20 protein-coding genes and 3 pseudogenes are annotated in these 23,523 nt (G+C 71.8%); 12 read left to right on the forward strand and 11 right to left on the reverse strand.

Annotated elements, in window-relative coordinates; translation table 11 throughout:
- Positions 1 to 389 precede the first annotated feature (389 nt).
- A complete protein-coding gene (gcl, locus tag IF11_RS0107245) occupies positions 390 to 2,159 on the reverse strand; it encodes a glyoxylate carboligase (RefSeq protein WP_030350615.1) in 1,770 nt (589 codons plus the stop codon).
- 198 nt (positions 2,160 to 2,357) lie between these two features.
- On the opposite strand from gcl, the gene IF11_RS0107250 reads away from it, so the two are divergent.
- Positions 2,358 to 3,149 (forward strand): hypothetical protein, encoded by a 792-nt coding sequence (locus tag IF11_RS0107250; protein ID WP_030350616.1) that lies wholly within the window; start codon positions 2,358 to 2,360, stop codon positions 3,147 to 3,149.
- 47 nt (positions 3,150 to 3,196) lie between these two features.
- On the opposite strand, the gene IF11_RS0107255 is transcribed toward IF11_RS0107250, so the two are convergent.
- Positions 3,197 to 4,834, reverse strand: a complete 1,638-nt coding sequence (locus IF11_RS0107255; RefSeq protein ID WP_276311376.1) for an AMP-binding protein — start codon at positions 4,832 to 4,834, stop codon at positions 3,197 to 3,199.
- Complete coding sequence (locus tag IF11_RS0107260; RefSeq protein WP_030350618.1) at positions 4,831 to 6,561, reverse strand: AMP-binding protein; 1,731 nt, start codon at positions 6,559 to 6,561, stop codon at positions 4,831 to 4,833. Before IF11_RS0107260 ends, IF11_RS0107255 begins: the two co-directional genes overlap by 4 nt.
- A 106-nt stretch (positions 6,562 to 6,667) precedes the next feature.
- Between IF11_RS0107260 and IF11_RS0107265 the strand changes: the two genes are divergently transcribed.
- The 4 genes and pseudogenes from IF11_RS0107265 to IF11_RS38585 form a co-directional block, all read left to right on the forward strand.
- Entirely contained in the window at positions 6,668 to 7,522 is an 855-nt protein-coding gene (locus IF11_RS0107265; protein ID WP_030350619.1) for a helix-turn-helix transcriptional regulator, read from the forward strand.
- A 92-nt stretch (positions 7,523 to 7,614) separates the two neighbouring features.
- Entirely contained in the window at positions 7,615 to 8,259 is a 645-nt protein-coding gene (locus IF11_RS0107270; RefSeq protein WP_030350620.1) for a LysE family translocator, read from the forward strand.
- Positions 8,260 to 8,446: 187 nt separating this feature from the next.
- Positions 8,447 to 8,887, forward strand: a complete 441-nt coding sequence (locus tag IF11_RS36450; protein WP_420894590.1) for an SAV_915 family protein — start codon at positions 8,447 to 8,449, stop codon at positions 8,885 to 8,887.
- A pseudogene (locus IF11_RS38585) lies at positions 8,884 to 9,294 on the forward strand (diaminopimelate decarboxylase); the annotation flags it as partial. The gene IF11_RS36450 and the pseudogene IF11_RS38585, both read left to right, overlap by 4 nt.
- A gap of 12 nt (positions 9,295 to 9,306) precedes the next feature.
- On the opposite strand, the gene IF11_RS0107280 reads toward IF11_RS38585, so the two are convergent.
- On the reverse strand, positions 9,307 to 9,993 hold the full coding sequence (locus IF11_RS0107280) for a TetR/AcrR family transcriptional regulator (RefSeq protein WP_037727144.1): 687 nt from the start codon (positions 9,991 to 9,993) through the stop codon (positions 9,307 to 9,309).
- Positions 9,994 to 10,046: 53 nt separating this feature from the next.
- On the opposite strand from IF11_RS0107280, the gene IF11_RS0107285 reads away from it, so the two are divergent.
- Positions 10,047 to 11,165 (forward strand): FAD-dependent oxidoreductase, encoded by a 1,119-nt coding sequence (locus IF11_RS0107285; RefSeq protein ID WP_030350623.1) that lies wholly within the window; start codon positions 10,047 to 10,049, stop codon positions 11,163 to 11,165.
- A gap of 171 nt (positions 11,166 to 11,336) precedes the next feature.
- Here IF11_RS0107285 and IF11_RS0107290 read toward each other — a convergent pair whose 3' ends face one another.
- The 3 genes from IF11_RS0107290 to IF11_RS0107300 form a co-directional block, all read right to left on the reverse strand.
- Positions 11,337 to 11,573, reverse strand: a complete 237-nt coding sequence (locus IF11_RS0107290; protein WP_030350624.1) for a hypothetical protein — start codon at positions 11,571 to 11,573, stop codon at positions 11,337 to 11,339.
- Positions 11,574 to 11,710: 137 nt separating this feature from the next.
- The gene (locus IF11_RS0107295; protein ID WP_030350625.1) at positions 11,711 to 12,574 is read right to left on the reverse strand and encodes a hypothetical protein; all 864 of its coding nucleotides are present in this window, start codon (positions 12,572 to 12,574) and stop codon (positions 11,711 to 11,713) included.
- Positions 12,574 to 13,848: a VWA domain-containing protein gene (locus tag IF11_RS0107300; protein ID WP_030350626.1), complete on the reverse strand. Its 1,275-nt coding sequence runs from the start codon at positions 13,846 to 13,848 to the stop codon at positions 12,574 to 12,576. Before IF11_RS0107300 ends, IF11_RS0107295 begins: the two co-directional genes overlap by 1 nt.
- Before the next feature lie 103 nt (positions 13,849 to 13,951).
- Here IF11_RS0107300 and IF11_RS0107305 point away from each other — a divergent pair, with 103 nt between their 5' ends.
- Entirely contained in the window at positions 13,952 to 15,217 is a 1,266-nt protein-coding gene (locus IF11_RS0107305; protein WP_051745610.1) for a lactonase family protein, read from the forward strand.
- Positions 15,218 to 15,446: 229 nt separating this feature from the next.
- On the opposite strand, the gene IF11_RS0107310 is transcribed toward IF11_RS0107305, so the two are convergent.
- Positions 15,447 to 16,181, reverse strand: coding sequence for a GntR family transcriptional regulator (locus tag IF11_RS0107310; protein ID WP_030350628.1), 735 nt, complete (start codon positions 16,179 to 16,181; stop codon positions 15,447 to 15,449).
- Between the two features lie 129 nt (positions 16,182 to 16,310).
- Between IF11_RS0107310 and IF11_RS0107315 the strand changes: the two genes are divergently transcribed.
- From IF11_RS0107315 to IF11_RS0107330, 5 genes and pseudogenes are all read left to right on the forward strand, one after another.
- Positions 16,311 to 16,802 (forward strand): sugar phosphate isomerase/epimerase family protein, encoded by a 492-nt coding sequence (locus IF11_RS0107315; RefSeq protein ID WP_078490513.1) that lies wholly within the window; start codon positions 16,311 to 16,313, stop codon positions 16,800 to 16,802.
- Positions 16,799 to 18,622: a dihydroxyacetone kinase family protein gene (locus IF11_RS0107320; protein ID WP_030350630.1), complete on the forward strand. Its 1,824-nt coding sequence runs from the start codon at positions 16,799 to 16,801 to the stop codon at positions 18,620 to 18,622. The genes IF11_RS0107315 and IF11_RS0107320 overlap by 4 nt, the downstream gene beginning before the upstream one ends.
- A 307-nt stretch (positions 18,623 to 18,929) precedes the next feature.
- Positions 18,930 to 19,016, forward strand: a pseudogene (locus IF11_RS43135) (hypothetical protein); the annotation flags it as partial.
- 9 nt (positions 19,017 to 19,025) lie between these two features.
- A complete protein-coding gene (locus IF11_RS38595) occupies positions 19,026 to 19,175 on the forward strand; it encodes a triose-phosphate isomerase (protein ID WP_206300710.1) in 150 nt (49 codons plus the stop codon).
- Positions 19,176 to 19,248: 73 nt separating this feature from the next.
- Positions 19,249 to 20,274: a LacI family DNA-binding transcriptional regulator gene (locus tag IF11_RS0107330; protein WP_030350631.1), complete on the forward strand. Its 1,026-nt coding sequence runs from the start codon at positions 19,249 to 19,251 to the stop codon at positions 20,272 to 20,274.
- A gap of 35 nt (positions 20,275 to 20,309) precedes the next feature.
- On the opposite strand, the pseudogene IF11_RS0107335 reads toward IF11_RS0107330, so the two are convergent.
- From IF11_RS0107335 to IF11_RS0107345, 3 genes and pseudogenes are all read right to left on the reverse strand, one after another.
- A pseudogene (locus IF11_RS0107335) lies at positions 20,310 to 21,371 on the reverse strand (enoyl-[acyl-carrier-protein] reductase FabV); the annotation flags it as partial.
- Between the two features lie 167 nt (positions 21,372 to 21,538).
- Complete coding sequence (locus tag IF11_RS0107340; protein ID WP_078490515.1) at positions 21,539 to 21,961, reverse strand: RNHCP domain-containing protein; 423 nt, start codon at positions 21,959 to 21,961, stop codon at positions 21,539 to 21,541.
- A 307-nt stretch (positions 21,962 to 22,268) separates the two neighbouring features.
- A complete protein-coding gene (locus IF11_RS0107345; protein ID WP_030350634.1) occupies positions 22,269 to 23,423 on the reverse strand; it encodes an XdhC family protein in 1,155 nt (384 codons plus the stop codon).
- Between the last annotated feature and the right edge of the window lie 100 nt (positions 23,424 to 23,523).

Genomic DNA, 23,523 nt, shown 5'->3' on the forward strand with positions numbered 1-23,523 from the left:
TGAGGGAACCCAATGAACCAATGAGCCACGCACGGGAGATGACGGGAGGTCAGCTCCCGTGCGTCAGTCCCGTACCACCGGACCCGTATGAGGGGTGGCCGGCGGTACGGGGCAGCGAGAGGACCGCGGCGGCGAGCGAGCCAGTGCGGTGGTGAAGGGAACGGCAGTCCTTCTCGACCTGAGGGAAGGGCCGCGCGTCTCCCGTCGCCGCCGCCGCGGTCCCACTTTCGCGTGCCCGGTACCCGGCACACGCGCGGGCGGACGCGACAGAGGGCCCCGCACCGGATCGCTCCGGTGCGGGGCCTGGACGAGTAAGTCCGAAGCAGCGTCGTCCGCCCCTGGGCAGACGGGACTTCGGACTTACTCGTCCAACTGCCGCCGGGTCGGGGTCAGGTCAGCGGCAGGATCTCCGTGGGCGCGTGCCACGGCTCGGTGGCGAGGTCCTCGAACTCGTTCACGCTCGCGATGTCGCTGCCGCTCATCGCGATATTCGTGACGCGTTCGAGGATCGCCTCGACGATCACGGGGACACGGAACTCCGCGGCCAGCTTCTTGGCCTGCTCGAAGGCCGGCAGCAGCTGGTCGGGCTCGGTGACCCGGATCGCCTTGCAGCCCAGGCCCTCGGCGACCTTCACATGGTCGACGCCGTAGACGCCCAGCTCCGGTGAGTTGAGGTTCTCGAACTCCAGGTTGACCTGGAAGTCGATGTCGAAGTTGCGCTGCGCCTGGCGGATCAGGCCCAGATACGAGTTGTTCACCAGCACATGCACATACGGGATGCGATGCTGCGCGCCGACCGCCAGCTCCTCCAGCATGAACTGGAAGTCGTAGTCGCCGGAGAGCGCGACGACCGTGGCCTCGGGGTCGGCGGTGGCCACCCCCAGCGCGGCGGGGATGGTCCAGCCGAGCGGGCCCGCCTGGCCGCAGTTGATCCAGTGGCGCGGCTTGTAGACGTGCAGCATCTGCGCGCCGGCGATCTGGGAGAGGCCGATGGTGGTGACGTACCGGGTCTCGGGACCGAAGGCGCGGTTCATCTCCTCGTACACACGCTGCGGCTTGAGCGGCACATCGTCGAAGTGGGTACGACGGTGCAGCGTGGCCTTGCGCTCCTGCGCGGAGGCGGCCCAGGCGGCGCGGTCGGGCAGTTCGCCCGCGGCCTTCAGCTCCTTCGCCACCTCGACGAAGAGCGTGAGCGCGGCCTTGGCGTCCGAGGCGATGCCGTAGTCCGGGGCGAAGATCTTGCCGATCTGGGTGGGCTCGATGTCGACATGGACGAAGGTGCGTCCGCGCGTATAGACATCGAGCTTGCCGGTGTGGCGGTTGGCCCAGCGGTTGCCGATACCGAGGACGAAGTCGGACTCCAGGAACGTGGCGTTGCCGTAGCGGTGCGAGGTCTGGAGCCCCACCATGCCGGCGTTCAGCTCATGGTCGTCGGCGATGACGCCCCAGCCCATCAGGGTCGGTACGACCGGAGTGCCGGTGAGTTCGGCGAACTCGACCAGCAGATCGGAGGCGTCGGCGTTGATGATGCCGCCGCCGGCGACGATCAGCGGGCGCTCGGACGCGTTCAGCATCCTGACGGCCTTCTCGGCCTGCGCGCGCGTGGCGGCCGGCCGGTAGACCGGCAGCGGCTCATAGGTCTCCGGGTCGAACTCGATCTCGGTGAGCTGGACATCGACCGGCAGGTCGATGAGGACCGGCCCGGGGCGTCCCGAGCGCATGAGGTGGAACGCCTGCTGGAAGACGCCGGGGACCTGCGCGGCCTCCAGTACGGTCGTCGCGGCCTTGGTGACCGGCCGCGCGATCGAGGCGATGTCGACGGCCTGGAAGTCCTCCTTGTGGATCACCGCGGTCGGCGCCTGGCCGGTGATGCAGAGGATCGGGATGGAGTCACCGATCGCGGAGTACAGGCCGGTGATCATGTCCGTGCCCGCGGGCCCGGACGTACCGACGCAGACACCGATGTTGCCCGGGTGCGTACGCGTGTAGCCCTCGGCCATGTGCGAGGCGCCCTCGACATGGCGGGCGAGCGTGTGATGAACCCCGCCGGCGGCCTTGAGGGCGGCATAGAAGGGGTTGATCGCGGCGCCCGGCACACCGAACGCGTTGCTGACGCCCTCGCGCTTGAGGATCTCAACTGCCGCTCGGGCAGCGGTCATTCGAGGCATGAAGTGCTCCTGCTTCGGCCGGCGGATCAGAGCTCTGTCGCGCCACCTGAGAGCGCCAATTCCGTGATGCGGAAATTTAGTTCTGCTATACGGAATCAAATCTAGGGTCCTCGCGGTGCGACGTCAAGGGATGGCCGAAGACCCTCGCCCACGACCCGGCCTTGGTGGACGATGAGCGGGGAGGTCGTGATGGGAGAGGGCGTTTCGGTGTGCTGCCCGTCGTGCGGCAGCCGCCATACGTTGACGGCGTCGGCCTATCCGTGCGCGTGCGGGGCTCCGGTGGCACCGACGCTGCCCGGGGACGCCCGGGTGGAGACGGTCACCCGGCGCGCCTGGGCGGACGAGTGGGTGACGGTCCGCTGTACGGCCTGCGCGCGCGAGGACCAGTGGCCGCGGCCGGAGCTGGGCTGCCCGTGCGGGGCGATGCTGCGGATCGCGGTGGAGCCGGTGACACCCGATACGGCGGCGGCCGGGGAACCAGCCCCGGAGCGGCCCGCATCGGAGCCGCCCACCGCCGGGCGCCCGGCGCATATCCCGCTGCCCCGGACCGCCGCCTCGCCGCGCCCCGGGTTCCGCCCGGTGACGATCCGTACGGCCCAGGACGCGGTGACCACGGCCGCGCTCTATCTGCGCTGGCTCGGCTTCAAGAGCGTTGTCGAGTCCGTCGAGCCCGGGGAGCCGACGGCGCCGGGTAGCAGCATGCCCGGTAGCGGCACGCCCGGTGTCGGTCTGCGCGGACCCGATGTGGTCGCCCGGGTCGACCCGACCACCGGCCCGGCGTCCCTCCGCTCCGTCGAGTGCCTCTGGCTCAACGGCATGAACGCGTCGGCGACGAGCGTGTACTTCTCCCTCGCGGGGTACGCGGACGACGCCCGCGCCCGCGCGGACGATCTACGTCTCCCGCTCTTCGTCCTGGATCTCACGGGCGCGCCGCAGCCCGTCAACGGCCCGGCGGACGAACTGGTCTCGTCGGGGGCGTAATCCGGGAGGAGCGGCGGGAAGAACGGCGGGAGGAGCGGCGGAACCGATCAGGCCCCCGAAGGGCCCGAGAACCGCTCGCGCAGCTCGATCTTCCGCACCTTCCCGCTCACCGTCATCGGGAACTCGGCCACGATCTCCACCCGGCGCGGGATCTTGTAGTGCGCGAGCCGTTCCCGGCAGTACGACACGATGTCCTCCAGCGCCGGCGGATCGGCCGGGTCGCGCGGGATCACACAGGCCAGGATCTCCTCGCCGTACTTCTCGTCGGGGACACCGACCACCTGCACGTCCGCGACCTTCGGGTGGCCGTACAGGAACTCCTCGATCTCCCGGGGCGAGACGTTCTCGCCGCCCCGGATGATCATGTCCTTGATCCGGCCGACGATCTGGGCGTAGCCGTCGTCCCGTATCACCGCCAGATCGCCGGTGTGCATCCAGCGGCCCGCGTCGATGACCTCGGCCGTGCGCTCCGGCTCGTTCCAGTAGCCGAGCATCACGCTGTAGCCCCGGGTGCACAGCTCGCCCGCCGTGCCGCGCGGCAGTGTCACCCCGCTGACCGGGTCGATCACCTTGACCTCGATATGCGGCAGGGCCCGGCCGACCGTGCCCGTACGGCGTTCCAGATTGTCGTCGCGCCGGGTCTGGGTGGAGACCGGGGAGGTCTCGGTCATGCCGTAACAGATGGAGACCTCGGCCATGTTCATCTCGGCGACGACCCGCTTCATGACCTCCACCGGGCAGGGCGAGCCCGCCATGATGCCGGTGCGCAGCGAGGAGAGGTCGTACGAGGCGAAGTCGGGGAGGTTCAGCTCCGCGATGAACATCGTGGGGACGCCGTACAGCGAGGTGCAGCGCTCCCGCTCGACGGCGCGCAGTGTCGCCCCCGCGTCGAACGACGGTGCCGGGATGACCACGCACGCGCCGTGGGAGGTGGCGCCGAGATTGCCCATGACCATGCCGAAGCAGTGGTAGAAGGGCACCGGCAGACAGAGCCGGTCCTGTTCCGTGTAACCGACCGTCTCGCCCACGAAATAGCCGTTGTTGAGGATGTTGTGGTGGGAGAGGGTGGCGCCCTTGGGGAAGCCGGTGGTGCCCGAGGTGTACTGGATGTTGATCGGGTCGTCGCAGGACAGCCCGGCCTCGCGAGCGGCGAGCTGATCTACGGTCACTTTGCTTGCTGAGGCGAGCAGTTCTCGCCAGCTCGGGTCACCGATGTAGTGCACGGAGCGGAGTTCGGGGCAGCGCGCGCGGACCTCCTCGACGAGGGCGCGGTAGTCACTGGTCCGGTGGGCGAGGGAGGCGACGAGCACGGAGATCCCGGACTGGCGGAGCACGAACTCCACCTCGTGCGCGCGATAGGCCGGGTTGATGTTCACCATGATCGCGCCGATCCGGGCGGTGGCGTACTGCACGAGCAGCCACTCGGGGCAGTTGACCGCCCAGATCCCGACCCGGTCGCCCTTCGCCACGCCGCGCCCGAGCAGCGCCCGTGCCAGTTCACCGACCGCCGCGCCGAACTCCGCGTAGGTCCAGCGCCGTTGGGAAGGGACATCGACCAGCGCCTCCCGGTCGGGGAAGGCGGCGATCGCGCGGTCGAGGTTGGCGCCGATCGTGTCGCCGAGCAGCGGGGTCGTGCCGGTGCCGTGTGTATACGAGTTCACCGTCGCGGCGGTCTCCGTCGTCACCGCAGGTCCCCCTCGTCGTACTCGGCGTCGGATCCCTCGGCCGTACGCTCCCGCAGCTCGATCCGGCGGATCTTCCCGGACACGGTCTTGGGCAGCTCGGCGAACTCCAGCCGGCGCACGCGCTTGTACGGCGCGAGGACCGCCCGCGAGTGGGCGAAGATGACCTTCGCCGTGTCCGGGCCCGGCTCCCAGCCCTCGGCGAGGACGACGTACGCCTTCGGTACGGCGAGCCGTACGGGATCGGGCGCGGGGACGACCGCGGCCTCGGCGACCGCCTCGTGCTCCAGCAGCGCGCTCTCCAGCTCGAAGGGCGAGATCTTGTAGTCACTCGCCTTGAAGACGTCGTCCCCGCGGCCGATGTACGTGATGTAGCCGTCGTCGTCGCGCGCGCCGATGTCACCGGTCCGGTAGTAGCCGCCGGCCATCGCCTCGGCCGTACGGTCGGCGTCGCCGTGATAGCCCGTCATCAGACCGACGGGACGGGCGGAGAGATCGAGCGCGATCTCGCCCTCGCGCGCGCCCGGCGCGCCGGTCACGGGGTCGAGCAGTTCGACCTTGAAGCCGGGCGTCGGCCGTCCCATGGACCCGGACTTGAGCGGCTGGCCCGGTGAATTGGCGACCTGCACGGCCGTCTCGGTCTGGCCGAAGCCGTCCCTGATCGTCACGCCCCACGCGCGCCGGACGGTCTCGATGACCTCCGGGTTGAGCGGCTCGCCCGCCGCGACGGCCTCGCGCGGTGGTGTACGCAGCTGGGACAGATCGGCCTGGATCAGCATCCGCCAGACCGTGGGCGGGGCGCAGAAGCTGGTGACGCCCGCGCCGTCCATCTCCGCCATCAGCCTGGCCGGGTCGAAGCGCGTGTAGTTGAGCAGGAAGACGGTCGCCTCGGCGTTCCAGGGGGCGAAGAGGTTGGACCAGGCGTGCTTGGCCCAGCCGGGTGAGGCGATGTTCAGATGGACATCGCCTGGCTTGAGCCCGATCCAGTACATCGTCGCGAGATGGCCGACCGGATACGAGACATGCGTGTGCTCGACCAGCTTGGGGCGGGCGGTCGTACCGGACGTGAAGTACAGCATCAGCGGATCGTCCGCGTGGGTGGGGCCGTCCGGCTCGAAGGCGGCGGACCGGGCGTACGCGTCCTCGTACGGCAGCCAGCCCTCTGGCGCGCCTTCCGGGCCGGCGCCCACCACGATCCGGGTGAAGCCGCCCGGGATCGCGTCGAACTTCCCGGTGTCCTCGGCGCGGACGATCACATGCGCGGCCCGGCCGCGTTCGATACGGTCGCGCAGATCGGCGGGGCCGAGAAGCGGCGTCGCGGGGATGACGACGGCCCGCAGCTTCATCGCGGCGAGCGCGGTCTCCCACAGCTCGACCTGGTTGCCGAGCATGACGACGACGCGGTCCTCGGCCCGTACGCCCCGCTCACGGAGCCAGTTGGCGGCGCGGTTGGAGCGGGCGGACATCTCGGCGAAGGTGACGCGGACCCGGCGGCCGTCCTCCTCGACGATATGCAGGGCGACCCGGTCGTTGCCCCGCCCGTCCGCGCCGTCGGCGATCCGGTCGAACCAGTCCAGCGCCCAGTTGAAGCGCTCGGGACGCGGCCAGTCGAAACCGGCGTACGCCGTCGCGTAATCCTCCCGGTGCGCCAGGAGGAAGTCCCGGGCCGCCCGGAACCGCTCGGTCGGATCGGCCGGACCGTCGGCCGCCCTCGGCTGCCTTGCCGTCATGTGTCCTCCTCATTGCCGGACCGCTCTCTGACATCGTGTAATCAGTGACGTGGGTCTCACCACCCCCGGATGGGGGTGAGGGGCCGTGGCGACGGGAGGAAGAGGCGTGGCCGAACCGGTCGAGGCGGTGGAGATGCGGGCCGCGCTGCTGCGGCTGCGCAGGACGACCGGGCTGCCGGTGGCGTTCGGCGGGCTGCTGCACGAGGCGGGACGGATGGACATCGCCGAGCTGAACGGCGCGTCGACGGGCGCGCTGCGCGGCCTGGCGATCTCCGCCGGCAACGGTCTGGGCGGCAAGTCCATCGCGCTGTCCCGGCCGTGCGCGGTGACCGACTACCGGGTGGCACGGCACATCAGCCATGAGTACGACGCGGCGGTGGCGGCGGAGGGCCTGCGCTCGGTGCTCGCGGTGCCGGTGGTCGTACGGCGCACGGTGCGCGGGGTGCTGTACGGAGCCCTGCGCAGCGCCCTGCCGATCGGCGAACGCACCTTCGACGCGGCGGTCGCCGCCGCGCGGGACGTGGAACAGGCGCTGGTCGTACGGGACGAGGTACGGCGGCTGCTCAGCGTGAGCCGCGAGCCCACGCCCGGCCCGGCGGCCTGGGAGGAGGTCCGCGCGGCCCACAGCGAACTGCGGGCGCTGGCGCCGCGCGTCGTCGACGCGGAGCTGCGCGCGGAACTGCTCGCCGTCTGCGGGCGGCTGGCGGGCGCGTCGGACCCGATCGGCGCGTCCGGCCCGGCGGGCGGCGCGCCGCGCCTGGCCCCGGTCGCGCTGGCACCGCGCGAGGTGGACGTGCTGACCTGCGTCGCGTCGGGGTCGACCAACGCGACGGCGGCCGAACTGCTCGGACTGCGGCCGGAGACGGTGAAGGGCTATCTGCGCTCGGCGATGCGCAAACTGGGCACGCACACGCGGCTGGAGGCGGTGGTGGCGGCGCGCCGGGCGGGCCTGCTGCCCTGACCTCCCCGGCGTGGATACTCGCCGCATGGGCCTGGCACCGTCCTCGGCGTTCGGGTCAGACTGTGCCCGCACATGTGAGTGGAGGTACGGACATGGTGTCCACGGACCGTTTCCTGGCATTCGCCGCGATGTCCCTGCTGGTGATCGTGATCCCAGGGCCGAGCGTGCTGTTCGTGATCGGCCGCGCGCTGGCGCATGGCCGGCGCACGGCGATGGCGACGGTGCTGGGCAATGTGATCGGCTCGTACGCCCTGGTGGTGGCGGTCGCGCTGGGGATCGGCGCGCTCGTCGAACGGTCGGTGACCGTCTTCCTCGCGGTGAAGCTGGCGGGCGCGGCATATCTGGTGTTCCTGGGCGTGCAGGCGTTCCGGCACCGCAAGGACATGCGCGCCGCGGCCATGTCGGCGCCCGCGGGTCCGGCGCGCGGTGATCTCCGTACCGTCGGTGACGGCTTTGTCGTGGGGATCACCAATCCGAAAGGTGTGGTGTTCTTCGCGGCCGTCCTGCCGCAGTTCGTGGACCACTCGGCAGGCCGGCTGCCCGTACAGATGCTGCTGCTCGGGCTGGTACCGATCGGCATCGGTCTTGTCACGGACACGCTGTGGGGGCTGGGCGCGGCAGCGGCGCGCACCTGGTTCGCCCGCTCGGAGCGGCGGCTGTCGGCCGTGGGCGGCGCGGGCGGCTGCGCGATGATCGGGCTCGGCGTGACGGTCGCGGTGACGGGCCGCGCGGACTGAGCGGGTTCGAGCGGGTCCTTCCCGTATGGCACGTCGCGGTGTGGCAGGGCGCGGTGTGGCACGGCGCGGTGTGGCACGGCGCGGTGTGGCACGGCGCGGCGCCAGGGTCGCGTCAAAATGAGGTCTCCCCAGGTCAACGCCGCGTTATGGCCCGGCCATCTCGCCCTGCCCGGGGCATAGCTTCCAGGTGTCAGAAAAGCTCGACAGACTCCCCTGGGAGGACACCATGGAGCGCCTCGTACCCGAGGACGCGGACGGCGGCTCGGACCCCGCCCCGGCCGCGGACCCCGACGCCGACCCCGACGAACGCCGGACGGCCGGGCCGCTGTACGTACCCGTACGGCTCGGCTCGGCCGGCGGCCACCAGCTGCGGTTCGCACGCACGCCACTCGGCGCGCGGACCGCGATCGGCTTCACCAGCAGCCAGCGGCTGACGGCCGTCCTCGGTGAGGGGCAGGCGTGGATCAGGCTCGCGGAGCCCGCGCTGCGCGCACTCGCCGAACCACTCGGCGCGGCCCTTGTCACCGTGGACCCGCAGCTGACCGCTCCCGCCATCGGCGGGCGGCCCTCGGCGGCCGGGCCCTGTGCCCGGCGCGCCCTGGAGCTGCCGGAGGCGATGGCCGTATGACCGCCGAACCTCTGCTGCTGGTCGGCGAGTTGAACACACCGACGGTCTGGCCCGCGTCCGCCGCCCTCGCCCCCGGCGGTGATATCGCGGTGGCCAGGGTCTCCCTCGCGGAGCTGGCCGAGCGCTACGGCACCCCCGCGTATGTCCTGGACGAGGACGAGGTACGGGCCCGTGCGCGGGCCTGGCGCCGGGCGCTGCCCGACGCCGAGATCGTCTACGCGGCCAAGGCGTTCCTGTGCCGCGCCGTCGTCGACTGGATGGAGCAGGAGGGGCTCGGTCTCGATGTCTGCTCGGCGGGCGAACTGGAGCTGGCCGCCACCCGCGGCTTCCCGCCCGAGCGGATCGTGCTGCACGGCAACGCCAAATCCCCGCAGGACCTGAGGACCGCGCTGCGCCTCTTTTCCGGATTAAGAAAACGATCAAGGCCGGGTGAGTTTGGCGGCCACGGCATCGAGGACCCAGTCCAGGCCGGTCGCGAAGGATGCCTCGGCGTCCACGTCCGTGCCGTCGTACACGGCCTTGGTCAGCGCCGGGAAACGGCCTGTGGCCAACATCCTCGTCAGATACGGGCCGGAGGCGCGCTGCCACTCGTGCCTGGACAGGCCCGTGGCGCGCTCGGCCCGCAGGTTCGCGATCTCGCGCCTGATCGCACCGGTGAAGTAGGAACTGACGGTCTCCACGGCGCGCATGACGGTGTCGATGTCGGCGAAGTCGTCGAGGGCGGCCAGCGTGGCTTCGGCCACGGCGAGGCCGTTCGGGCCCAGGGTCGGGCGGCCGCCGAGCAGGTCGGCCAGCCATTCGTGCCGGAGAGCGGTCTGCCGGGTGCCGTTGGCGAGGTTGCGCAGCGCCTCCCGCCAGTCACTGGACCGCTCCTCGGGGAGGATCTCGGCCTGGACCTCGTCCACCATGAGGTCGAGCAGCTCTTCCTTGGTGGAGATGTATCCGTACAGCCGCATCGGGCCAGCCTTCAGCCGGGCGGCGACCTTGCGCAACGACACCGCCTCCAGCCCGCCCTCGTCGGCCAGCGCGATGGCGGCGGCGACGATCCGCTCCCGGTCGAGCGGCACGGGGCGAGTCGGCGGCTCCGGCCGGTCCCACACAGTCATGGTCACACCGTTCTGTTGCGATGCATCGCACTGAAGAAATACAGTGTATCGATATGAGACATCGTATTGCCGTGGTCGGAAGCGGCCCTGCCGGCCTTACCTTCGCCCGTGTCCTGCACCGCCATGGCTACCCCGTCGCCGTCCTCGAACGCGATCCCGCCCCCGGCGCCCGCCCCCGGGGCGGCACGCTGGACCTGCACGAGGGGCTGGGCCAGCTCGCGCTGGACAAGGCGGGGCTGCTGGCGGAGTTCCAGGCGCTGTCTCGTCCCGAGGGGCAGGCCATGCGCATCCTGGACGCGGACGGGACCGTCCTGCGCGACTGGCGCCCCCGTCCGGATGACCGGGCCAATCCCGAGATCGATCGCGGGCAACTCCGTGACCTGTTGCTCGGCGAACTCGACGTCCAGTGGGGGCGGGCCGTGACGCAGGTAGTGCCGGGGACCCGGGATGGCGTACTGGTCCATTTCGCGGAGGGGCGAGAGGAAACGTTCGACCTCGTGGTCGGCGCGGACGGCGCCTGGTCCCGGATCCGCCCGGCAGTCTCGTCGGTGACGCCGCACTACACCGGCGTCACCTTGGTCGAGACCTCCCTCGACGATGTCGACACCCGCCACCCCGACCTCGCCGGGTTGATCGGTGACGGTTCCGTGGCTGTGTACGGCGTGAACCGCGCACTCGTCGCCCAGCGCAACAGCGGCGGCCACGCCAAGGTATACGCCCAGTTCCGTGCGCCGCTGGACTGGCACACAAACCTGGACCTGGCCGACGTCGAGGCTGTGCGATCAGGCCTGTTGGCTCTGTTCGACGGCTGGGCCGCTCCCGTCCTCGATCTCCTCCGCCACGGCACCGCTTTCGTGCACCGCCCCCTCTACGTCCTGCCCGTGTCCCACACCTGGACCCACATCCCCGGGGTGACGCTCCTGGGCGACGCCGCCCATCTGATGCCCCCATTGGGGGCAGGCGCGAATCTGGCGATGTTGGAAGGCGCCGAACTCGCCGAGTCCATCGCCACCGACCCTGGAGATCTGGACAAGGCCGTCCGCGCCTTCGAGGAACAGATGTGGGCGCGGGCCGGCAGGTGGTCGAAGATCACGACGGCCGGTCTGGAACGCCTCGTGAGCCCGGACCCCGCCGAAGCCCTCGCCCTCTTCGACGAAGTCCAGCCATCCTGACCGGCAAGCGCGAGAGCACCAGCACTAACAGCTCGTCACGGCTTCTCGGGACACCGCCGCGGCCCCTTCCGACGAAGCCACCGTTAGACGAACGCACGGATCCTGCATCGAACGCAGCCCTCAGCCCGCTACCGCGAAAATCCGGTCCGATCCTCATCGCGGGCTGGGCGGTCAGCCTTGGGGCCCAGGTTGTCCTGCATCCGTTCGAGGCGGCGGTGCGTCGTCGGTGAAGACGGGCATGCCGAGGTCGACCAGTTGTGGGCGTCCGTCGGTGGGGATGTTCTTAAGGCTCTTGAGCTTGGCCATCGCAGCGTCGAAGCTGACCTGAAGTCCCTCGACCTCGCCGAGCCAGCCGTTGGCGCGGGCCCCGGACAGGATCACGAGCAGCCGCTCCCCCTCCTCGGCCACCTCCGCCCGCCGCGCGCGGGTCAGCGGATGGCAGAGCCGGCCGGGTTGAGGGCGCGGCCCGTGGTGCCGGTACGGGGACGGCGGCCCGGGTCTCCCCGGACCGCCGTCCGCTTCCATCGCCGTACGCGCCTCGTGTTTCAGATGCCGCTCGGTCCCGCCGGCCGGCGGGACGGGCGCGCGAGGGTGTAGCCGGCGATGCCCGCGAGGGCGCCGAGCACCCCGCCGGCCACGGTCCAGATCCAGCGGTCCGTCCACCAGCCGGAGGACCAGCCGCCCTCGGGCTCGACGCCGGAGGCGGCCAGCCGCGCCCCGTCGCCCATACCGCTGTCGGTCCCGCTCCCGTCTCCGTCATCGGCCGCCGAGACGGTGGTACGGCCCGGGGTCAGCGGGACGGCCAGCTGACCGCCGACCGCCGAGGCCCCGCCCTTGTCCGGCGTGGCGGCCTCGATCTCCGCCCGTACCGGCAGCCCGAGGTCCACCTCCTGCGCGTTCAGGACGGTGAGCCGTACGTAGTAGCTGCCCGGCAGCGGATCGTTGGACCACGGCTCGGCCCAGGCCCGTACGGTACGCAGCGTGCAGCGCAGCTCGACCGTGCGCGCGTCGGCCGCGAGCGCCTTGGTCTGGGCGCCGTACATGCACGGCTGGCGGCGGCGCAGTCCGTCGTAGACGTCCACCTGCCAGGTGGTCGCGCCCTTCCTGGCCGCGGCGGATTCGGGGAGCGTGACCTTCGCGGTGACGGTCGGGCGCTGCCCGGCGTCCGCGGGGAACACCCAGTACAGGTAGTCGCCCGAGGAGCCGTCCGCCGTGGCCCGCTGGCCCGGCCGGAACGCGGTGGCCGTACGGAACGACGTGCCCGCCTCGGTCGGCGCCTCAGCGGTGTCGGAGCCGTCGGACGAGCTGCCGGTGGGCGTCGGGGTCTCGTCGGCGACGGCGCTGCCCGCCGTACCGAGAAGCAGCACACCGGCCAGCAGGGAACCCGTGAACATACCGGTGATACGCATCAGTTGCTCCTCCATACGAGACGCAGGCGCGAGAGCCAGCCCCAGAGCAGTCCGGCGACCAGTCCGGTGAGGGCCAGGGTGCCGAGCAGCCACCAGCCGCGGCCGAGACCGAACGCGGCGAGATCGGACGGCTCGTCGGGCGAGTCGACCAGATCGACGGTCAGCTCGACGGGCAGGCCGGGGGTGGTCTTGACGGAGGCGGGCGCGGAGAAGGCGTTGCTGACCTGGAGACAGACCGTCTCGGCGGCCGGCTTCACCTCGTCCTCGTTGTCGAGCGGCGGCTTCGGGTAGCGCAGCCCCGACGAGATCACGTCGGTGCGCCCGTCGCCCGCTTCCGAGCCGCGGACGATCTCCCTGCCGTGTACGGTCACGGCGCGCAGCAGCACGCCGTAGTCCTGGTTGACGGCGCGGTCGGCGCCGACGCTGACGGAGGCGCGCAGCTCCTGGCCGGGCAGCACGTCCACGCGGTACCAGCGGTGCTCCGAGAACTTCTCGCGGTCGCTGTAGAGGCCGGGCTTGATCCGCGGGGCGTCGGCGCAGCGCGCGGCGCCCTCGGTGGCCACCGGGGTGACGACGGGGTCGGCGGCGCGGTCCACCAACTGTGTGACACGGCGCGAGAGTTCATCGGTGTGCTGGACGGAGGTGAACGTGCCGCCGGTGGCCTCGGCGATACAGGTCAGCTGCCGCCGGGTCTTGTCGTCGGGGACGAGACCCAGGGTGTCGATGGTGAGATGGATGCCCTTGGCCGCGATCTCACGCGCGACCTCGCAGGGGTCGAGCGGGGCGCAGGTGTCCTCGCCGTCGGTGATGAGGACGATACGGCGGGTGGCGTCGCCGTCACCCTCCAGGTCGTCGGCCGCGCCGAGGAGCGCGGGGCCGATGGGTGTCCAGCCGGTGGGGGCGAGCGTGGCGACCGCGGTCTTCGCCTCGGTGCGGTCCAGCGGCCCCACCGGGTAGAGCTGCTTGGTGTCCTTGCAGCCGACCTTGGTGTCCTTGCCGGGGTAGTCGGCCCCGAGGGTGCGGATGCCCAGCTCCACTTCCTGCGGAACCGCGTCGAGCACCTCGTTGAACGCCTGTTTCGCCGCCGCCATCCGGGACTGGCCGTCGATGTCGCGGGTCCGCATCGAGCCGCTGACATCGAGGACCAGATCGACCTTCGGGGCCGGTTTCCCGGTAGGTTCGTCGGCGGCGGCAGCGGCGGGAGGGAAGAGCCCTACGGCCAGGGTGGCCACCAGACCGCACACGGCGGCTGCCGGCCATTTACTTATGATCATCGCCGGATGATAGTGAGAATTCCCCCACGGAACCAAACAAGAGCTGACGGGGCATCAGATCGCCGAACCGTCAGCTTTCTTGCCGACCCCCCGAGGTGACCTCATGCACGGGAAAGCCGAACCGTCCAAGGAATTCACCGGGTCCGCCGGCGGACCGGACCCGCTCCGTCTGAACCGCCGCCGCTTCCTGGGCGTGGGTGCGCTCGCCGCAGCCTCGGTCGCCGCGGCGGCGCCCGCTCCGTTCGCCGCCCCCGCATCCGTCTCCGCATCCGTCTCCACGTCCGTCTCCGCGTCCGTCTCCGCGTCCGCCGGTCCGCGCGCCGCCACCCGGCCGCTGTTCCTCGGGACGTACACCTCCGCCGAAGGCGGCGGCACAGGCGTCGGCCTGGCGACGTACGACACGGTGACGGGCGCGATCTCGGGCGCCGGTACGGTCACCGGCGTCGCGAACCCCTCGTATCTCGCCGTCCATCCGGACGGCACCACGCTCTACACCGTCAATGAGCAGCAGGACGGCGGTGTCACGGCGATCGCCCTGCCCGGGGCCGGGGGCGGGAGCCCGACCGTGCTGGGCACGCGCTCCACGGGCGGCGCCGGGCCCACCCATCTGTCGGTGCACCCCGGCGGGCGCTGGCTGCTGAGCGCCAACTACACCTCCGGCAGCGTCGCCGTGCACCCCATCGATGCCTCGGGCGCGCTGGGCGAACGTACGGACCTGGTCACGCACTCCGCGCCGCCGCCGGGCCCCGGGCAGCAGGGGCCGCACGCCCACCAGATCCTCACCGCGCCGGACGGCGGCCATGTGCTCGCCGTCGACCTGGGCAACGACACCGTCTATACGTACCGTCTCGACACATTGGCCGGGACGCTGGCCCAGGTCTCGTACGCGCGGCTGCGCCCCGGCGCGGGCCCTCGCCATCTCACCTTCCATCCGTCGGGCGCGTTCGCCTATCTGGCCAACGAGCTCGACAACACCGTCGTCGTCTGCGCGTACGACCCCGCGACCGGTGAACTCACCCCCGGCGAGCCGCAGTCCACCGGCGCGGGGCAGGCGGGCGGCAACTTCCCGGCCCAGCTGGTGGTCACCGGCGACGGAGCCTTCGCGTATCTCGCCAACCGCGGTCACAACAGCCTGGCCCGGTACGCCGTCGAGGCGTCCGGCGCGAAGCTGCGGCTGCTCGACACCGTGCCGGTCGGCGGCGACTTCCCCCGGCAGCTCGCCCTCTCCCCCGCCGGGGATCTGCTGTTCGCCGCGAATCAGCGGTCGAACTCCGTGACGGTCTTCCATGTCGACCCGGGCACCGGCGAACTGCGGTCGGCGGGCGTGCCGTTCCGGTCGCCGGTGGCTGTCTGCGTGCTTCCGCTCTAGTGGCTCCCGGCTGTTGATGACGCGCTGCCGAGGAACGGTGACTTCATCGTGGGTCTTCTTGCGTCCGGCGTCCGCGAGGAGAAAACTCCGTGTCATCACCCCTACAACATCAGAGATCCTATTGGATATGCGGAATGACGTTAAGGGGCAGCCCGGGAGTCGGCAAGGGAGTCGGCAGCCGCGGCCGTCGAAACGTATGCGAGTGAAATGTATGTGAGCCAGAGAAGCGTCAGCCGGCGGCGGACACGCGCCGCGCCACCGCGGCCAGATGTTCACGCATCGCGACGAGCGGCCGCTCGGGGTCGCCGGACTCGAACGCGGCCAGGATCGCGGCGTGTTCGTCCACGGCCTGCTCGAGATCCGTCGTGCCGTGGTCGGCGGTCTGCCGCAGCCGGTGCACATGCGCGCTCAGGGACTCGGCGGTCTTGAGGAGGAAGCGATTGCCGGAGGCCCGGATGATCGTGAGGTGGAACTCCCAGTCCGCGGCGAAGTACTCGCGCAGATCGGAGAAGTCGGTCGGCCGGCCGTCGGCGCCCCGCAACTTCCGTACGCGATGGGCGCAGAGCACCTGCCGCGCGTGCGCGGCCCGCAACTCGGGCACCAGGTCGTCGACCTGGGAGACCGCGCGCTCCACGGCCGCGGTCTCCAGGATCGTGCGCATGTCGAAGAGCTCCGCGAGCTGCTCGGAAGAGAGCGGCGCGGCGACGCGGTAGCCCTTCAGCGCCACCCGCGAGATCAGTCCGGTGTGTTCGAGCTGGACGAGCGCCTCGCGCACCGGGGTCGGCGACACCTCCAGCTCCCGGGCGAGGGAGTCGATACCGAGTGAACTCCCCGGCGGGGTCGAGCCGTCGAGCAGCCTCTCCAGAATCGCGTCGTACACACCGTCGCGGAGGGCTCGGCGAGGCACTACCGGCTTACGGCCGGCGGCCGGGGCGGCCACAGCACTGTTCTCGTTCCTGTTCATCTCGCTCGCCATCCTAGCGTCACCGGCCGGCCGGGTGAGGTCGGCGGGGTGTCTCCGATTGAATAGATCCTATAGGGTCTATGATCCAGAGTCCGGTCCCGGCCACTTCTGACAGACCCGGAGACGACGATGTCCCACACCGCGCAGGACTGGCCCAGCGGCGCCGCCGTCCTGCAGTTCCCGCACACGACCCGCGACGGCCGCTCCGTCCAGGACGCCCCCGCCGCCTCCTGGCAGCGCGTCCTGGACGAGGTCGCCGCCGAGGGCTTCGACCACGTCGACCTCACGGACAGCCGGCTGCGGCCCGGCGATCTCTCCCCCGCCCGGCCGGCCGAGCTGTCCCGGACCCTCAAGGAGTGCGGACTCGGTGTCTCCGCGATCTCGGTGACCCGGCGCAGTGTGATCGACCCGGACCCCGGCACCGCCGCGGCCAACGCCGATTATCTGCTCCGCTCGCTCGACGCCGCCGCCGAACTCGGCACCACCCTCGTCTGCGCCGGGCTCCACCGGTCGCTGACCGACCGCGACTGTCTGCGCCGTGTCCTCGCCGTGAAACTGCCCGCCGTTGCCGCTGCCCGCGCCGAGGCCGGCCAGGACCGGACCGAGGGGGTCCGGCCATGACCGTGCTGACGAACGACCCGCGCGCCTTCGCCGACGAGGCCCTGGCCGGGTTCGCCGCCGCCCACGCCGAGGACATCCGTACGGTGCACGGCGGCGTCGTCCGCGCCTCGGCCACCCCGCCGGGCCAGGTGGCCGTCGTCATCGGCGGCGGCACCGGCCACTACCCCGCGTTCGCGGGCTGGGTCGGGCCCGGCTTCGCGCACGGCGCGGCCTGCGGCCATGTCTTCGCCTCCCCCTCCGCCTCGCAGATCTGCTCGGTGGCACGGGCCGCCGACAACGGCGGCGGGGTGATCCTCGCCTTCGGCAACTACGCCGGAGACATCCTGCACTTCGGGCGCGCGGCCGAACAGCTCCGTGCGGAGGGCATGGACGCCAGGACCCTCGCGGTCACCGACGACATCGCGTCGGGTCCGGCCGACAACACCGCGCCGCGCCGTGGCATCGCGGGCGACTTCTCCGTACTGAAGATCCTCGGTGCGGCGGCCGAGGCCGGTCTCGGTATCGACGCGGCCGTACGCGCCGGCCGCAGGGCCAACGCCGCCACTCGCTCGCTCGGCCTCGCCTTCGGCGGCTGCACCCTGCCGGGCGCGGACCGGCCGCTGTTCACCGTCCCCGCCGGGCGGATGAGCGTCGGCCTCGGTATCCACGGCGAGCCCGGGATCGCGGAACTCCCGCTGCCCACCGCCGACCGGGCCGCCGATCTCCTGGTGGACAGGATCCTCGCGGAGCGGGCGGTGGCAGCCGCCGGTGTGGGCGGATCCGACCGGGTGGCGCCGCTGCTCAACGGCCTGGGCGCGACCAAGTACGAGGAGCTGTACGTCGTGTACCGCCGCGTGGCCGAGCGGCTGGCCGCCGAGGGCCTGACCGTCGCCGCGCCGGTGGTCGGCGAGCAGATCACCAGCCTCGGGATGGCCGGCCTCTCCCTCACCCTGACCTTCCTCGACGACGAACTGGAAGCACTGTGGACGGCTCCGGCCGCCACGCCCGCCTTCCGCCGGGGCGCCCTCGCGCCCCGGCCGCCGCGTACCGACGATCTGACCACCACGCACCGGATGCCACCGGTCGTACCGGGCGGCCCGGATTCGCGGGCCCTGGGGGCACGGCTCGCCGAGGCATTGCTGACGGTGCGCGACACCGTGGTCGCGCATGAGGCGCGGCTCGGGGACCTCGACGCCGTGGCGGGCGACGGCGACCACGGCATCGGGATGCGGCGCGGGGCCGAGGCCGCCGCGGCTGCCGCGCGGGAGGCGGTCGCCCTCGGTGCGGGCGCCGGTACGGTGCTGGCGCACGCCGGCGCGGCCTGGTCGGAGCGGGCCGGCGGCACCTCCGGCGCGCTGTGGGGAGCGGCGCTGACGTCATTCGGCGCGGTGCTCGGCGACCACGACGGCGGTACGGGCGGAGGTGGCAGCGGTCCGGCCGGACGCAACGGCAGTACGGGAGGACGCGACGCCACCGACGGCGCCCGGCTGACGCGCGCCGTACGGGCCGCCGTGGACGCGGTGCTGCGGATCGGCGGAGCGAGGCCCGGCGACAAGACGCTGGTGGACGCCGCCGTGCCGTTCGCCGACCGGCTGGAGGCGGCCCTGCCCTCGGCCGGGTTCGCCGCCGCGTGGGCACAGGCCGCGCGGGCCGCGAGCGAGGCCGCCGAGGCGACCGCCGCGATCGCCGCGCGCCTGGGCCGGGCCCGTACCCATGGGGTCCGGGGGCTCGGCTCGCCCGACCCGGGGGCCGTCTCGTTCGCCCTGATCGTCGCCGCCCTCACCCCCGACTCCCCCGACGTCCCCAACGTGCCCGAGCCCGAGCCCGAGGAGAGCCACTGACGCCGCGTATCGTCGTCGGCTCCGAGGCCGCCGGTCTCGACTACAAGGAGGTCCTGAAGGCCGGCCTCCGGGCCCACGCCGCCGTCACCGAGGTCACCGAGGTCACCGATGTGGGTGTGGCCCCCGGCCAGGACACCGCGTATCCGAACTGGCCCGCAGGCCGGCCCGTGAGTGGCTGACGTACACCTTCGACCCGGCGTCGCCGTCCGCCACGAAGGTGGCCGCGCTCAGTTCGTACGAGTCGCGGGAGCCTTACGGATCGCACACGAAGCGCGCGTGACGGCCTCGTGCTCCGGAGCGGCGCGCCCACTTCGCCGAGACCGACGCGACCGCGGCCCGCGAGGTCGCGGCGCCCCTGCGGCACGGACCGATCCCACTGCTGTGCTGCGGCGAGAGCGCCGAGGTGGCGGCCCGCGGCGGCTCGGTCACGGTACGGAACGCCGCCGCGCTGCTCGAAGTGCCGGGCGTGGACGGTCTGTTCGTCGGCCGCGCCGCCTGGGACGTGGACAGCTTCCTCATCCTGCTGGAGACGGCGCGACGCGCGGCGGCGTAGCGTGAGAGCGGCACCACTGCCCGGTCTCCCGGTGTTCCCGCCGACGGCCCGGGCCGAGACTGGAGGTCGCACGATGGTGACGAAGGGCCGTACGGGCCAGCCCACCCTGGAGGAGGTCGCCGCGCTCGCGGGCGTCGGCCGGGGCACGGTGTCCCGCGTCATCAACAACTCGCCCCGGGTGAAGGACACCACACGCCATCTGGTCGAGCAGGCCATCGCCCAGCTCGGCTACATACCCAACCGGGCCGCCCGCGCCCTGGCGGGCAGCCGTACCGACGCCGTGGCCCTGGTGATCCCCGAGACCGAGAAACGCTTCTTCGCCGAGCCGTACTTCTCCGAGATCGTCCACGGCGTGGGCGACGGTCTCGCCGACACCGATCTGCAGCTCCTGCTCACCCTCGTCCGTACGGAGAAGGAGCGCCACCGCTTCCTCCAGTACGCCCGCGCCCGCCGGATCGACGGGGTCTTCCTGGTCTCCGTCCACGGCAGCGACCCACTGCCCGATCTGCTGGCCGAGATGGAGATGCCGACGGTCCTCAGCGGTCGCAGATCCGGGGACGAATCGGTGTCGTACGTCGACTCCGACAACGTGGGCGGCGCGCGGGCCGCCGTACGCCATCTGTCCTCGTCGGGCCGCCGGGCGATCGCCACCATCACCGGCCCGCTGGACATGTATGTGGCGCAGTGCCGCCTGCGCGGCTACGAGGAAGCGGTACGCGAACACGCCCCCGGCCCCGCCCCCTCCTGGATCGCGCACGGCGACTTCACCGAGGAGAGCGGACGCCGCGCGATGGCGGAACTGCTCCGCCTCCACCCGGATCTCGACGCGGTCTTCGCCGCCTCGGACCTGATGGCGGTGGGCGCCCTGCACACCCTGCGAGCGGCGGGCCGCCGGGTCCCGGAGGATGTGGCGGTGGTCGGCTTCGACGACTCCCCCCTCGCCCGCCACACGGACCCTCAACTCACCTCGGTGCGCCAGCCGGTGGAGGAGATGGGGCGGACGATGGCCCGGGTACTGCTGGAGACGATCAACGACTCCGCGGCGGCCTGGCAGCACGTGGTCCTGCGCACGGAACTGGTGCGACGGGCCTCGGGGTGAACGGCTTGGGCGTGGCGGCGCTCCTCCGGAGGGCGTCAGGAAGTGCTGTCGGGCCAGCGGACGTCGGTCTCGACGGGCGCGGTGTAGTCGATGCCGGGCACCGCGAGGCCGTACAGACGACGGACTTCGGCGTGGAACCAGTCGAGGTCGGCCAGTTCGGTGATCGTGTCGGTGGTGGCGGTGTTCCACCGCTCGGCGACGGCGGCCTGCACACCGGGGTCGAGTTCCCAGGTGTCGAGGCGTACGCGGCCGTCCTCGTCGAGGTCGAGCGGGCGGGCCCCGGTGAGCTGGTCCCACAGCTCGGAGAGCTGAGCGACCGGCGGCGTCATGGTGTCGCCGAGGACGCCGCGCAGCAGCCCGACATAGAGCGCGATGCCCGGGATGGCGGTGGAGGACTGAGTGACGGCGGCGCCGTTCACGGAAGTCACCGCGCGCCCGCCGACGAGCTTGGCGAGACGCTCATCGAGGATGCGAGCGGTCTGTTCGAGGTGGGCCTTGGCGGCGCCGATGGTGCCCTGCCGGTAGATCGCCGCGGTCAATGAGGAGCCGATGTAGGACAGTGCGGCGGTGGTGAAGCCGGCGGCGAGTAGTTCACGGTCGGCGAGGTGATCGATCCACCGCTCCCAGTCGGAGCCACCCATCACGGCGACTGTCTGATCGATGTCGTCGCCCTCGGCCGGCTGGGTCTCGACTTCTTTCACCTCGGGTGCGCCCCCGTCGGCGAAGACGAGCGTCTTGGTGCGGTATGCCTCCCCGACGGGCTTGAGGACCGAGGCGTAGGTGGCTCCGGTGTCGGGGTCGGTACGGCGCGGGGCCGCCACCGAGTAGATGAGATAGTCCAGGCGCCCGCCGAAACGATGCCGGATGAGTTCGGAGACCTGCTCCTTCATGGCATCCGAGAACGCGTCACCGTTGAGGAAGACCATCTCCCGGCCCTGGCTGCGGGCGAGTTCAGCGGTGGCTGCCGTGCGATACCAGCCGGCCGTTCCGGTGAGCCGACCCGGTGCTTTCTCGAAGCAGACTCCGATGCCACGGATGCCTGCTCGGGCAAGTCCCGCGATGGTGGCGGCCAGCCCGTACCCGGCGGAAGAACCGATGGGTTTCCACCAGTCCGAGCAGGGTGAGCCTGGCGACTCCGAGAGCGCGCTCCAGCAAAGAGCTCCTCGCCTGCGCGAGCGCCTCAAGGTGAACGGTCCTGTGGCGACAGCGCCGTTCCGCGCCGTATCCCGTGGGGGACACGGCACGGAACGGCGACCGTTCACGCTCAGAGCGAGCCGAGCCGCTCCAGGGGGAACGGCGGCTGGGCCAGGGGGCGTACGGCGAGCCGGGTGAGGGGCAGGACGTTGTCGTCGCCCGCCGTGCGGTTGGCGTGCAGTACGTCGCAGTGGACGCAGCGGTGGACGAGTACCCATTCGCCGTCCCCGCGTACGGAGATGGCGACCGGCTCCATCCGGGCACCGCAGTCGGCGGCCCGGTCGCCCGGGGTGTCGTCGACGTGACGGCTCCACAGGCAGTTCGGGCAGTGGTTGCGGTGGCTGGTGCCGGCCGCGGTCATCGGTACGTCGAGACCGCAGTGGAGACAGCGGAAGGACTCGGCGCGTGCTTCGAAGCGCGCGCGTCCGGACGTGGAACGGGACGTGCGTCCGGAAGTGTGTCCGGAAGTGTGTCTGGACCTGTTGCGGGACATCGTGAGAACGACTCCTGGTGTGTTGCTCGGACGGTCGGGGATGAACGCCGTCTCGTACCAAGGGAGTTCGCTCCGGTCGGGCGATGCCTGTCGGCCGTGCGTGTCAGCAGCGGTGCCGGGGTGACATCACGGAGAGAGAACTGCCTCGGTCAAGAGAACGGTTCCGACCGGCAACAGGCATACAACACCACCTTTTGAACCTTCGCCCGGAGCTCCCGGTGAGCGCCGCCTCGATGAAACAGGCGGCCGGGGCCCTGCGGCAACCGAATAATCGGATGTCCGGAGGTCCGGGCGGCCGACGGGGTCCTCAGGCGACCGAACCGATCGCCCGCGTCCTCGGCCGGTCGTGGTGGATCGGGGTGTGCGCGCCCGTGAGCGGGACACCGCTGCCGCCCCGCCGCACCGCGACGATCTCCGCCGCGATCGACAGCGCGGTCTCCTCCGGCGTACGGGCCCCGAGGTCAAGCCCTATCGGCGAGTGCAGCCGGGCGAGTTCGCGCTCGGTGACACCGATCTCGCGCAGCCGTCTGTCGCGGTCCTCGTGGGTACGGCGGGAGCCCATCGCGCCGACGAAGGCGACGGGGAGCCTGAGGGCCAGCTCCAGCAGGGGCACGTCGAACTTGGCGTCATGGGTGAGCACGCAGAGCACCGTACGGCGGTCGACCGCCGTCGACGCCAGATAGCGGTGCGGCCAGTCGACCACGATCTCGTCGGCGTCGGGGAAGCGGTCGCGGGTCGCGAAGACGGGGCGCGCGTCGCAGACAGTCACGTGGTAGCCGAGGAACGCGCCGGCGCGCGCCAGCGCGGCGGCGAAGTCGATGGCACCGAAGACGATCATGCGCGGGGGTGGCACGCTCGACTCGACCAGGAGCGTCAGCGGCTGCCCGCACCGCGATCCCCGCTCCCCCAGCACGACCGTGCCGGTACGTCCCGCGTCCAGCAGGGCGCGGGCCTCGGCCGCCGCCGTACGGTCCAGCTGCGGGTGGCCGCCGAGACCGCCCTCGTACGATCCGTCGGGGCGCACCAGCAGGGCGCGGCCCCGGAGCGTGTCCGGTCCTTCGGTGATCCGCGCGAGCGCCGCCGCGTCCCCCCGGGCGGCGGTGGACAGCGCCGCCGCGAACACCGCCCGCAGGGCGCTTCCGGCGGCGTCGGACCGTACCGGCGTCACCAGGATGTCGATGACCCCGCCGCAGGTCAGACCCACGGCGAAGGCGTCCTCGTCGCTGTAGCCGAACCGCTCCAGGACGGTGGCGCCGTCCTGGAGGGCCTGTTGGCACAGCTCGTACACGGCACCCTCCACACAGCCGCCGGAGACCGAGCCGATCGCCGTGCCCGCGCTGTCGACGGCGAGCGCGGCTCCCGGCCGGCGGGGCGCGCTGCCGGTGACCGCCACGACGGTGGCGACGGCGAAGTCACGTCCCTGCTCGACCCACCGGTTCAGCTCTTCGGCGATGTCCAGCATGTCGGTCTCCTCTGGTCTGGTGGTTGCGGTCGGGTGCGGGGTGGTCGGGTGCGGGGTGGTCGGGTGCGCGGTGGCTGCGGTCGGGTGCGGGGGAGGCCGG

The organism is Streptomyces scopuliridis RB72 (assembly GCF_000718095.1).
Classification (GTDB): domain Bacteria; phylum Actinomycetota; class Actinomycetes; order Streptomycetales; family Streptomycetaceae; genus Streptomyces; species Streptomyces scopuliridis.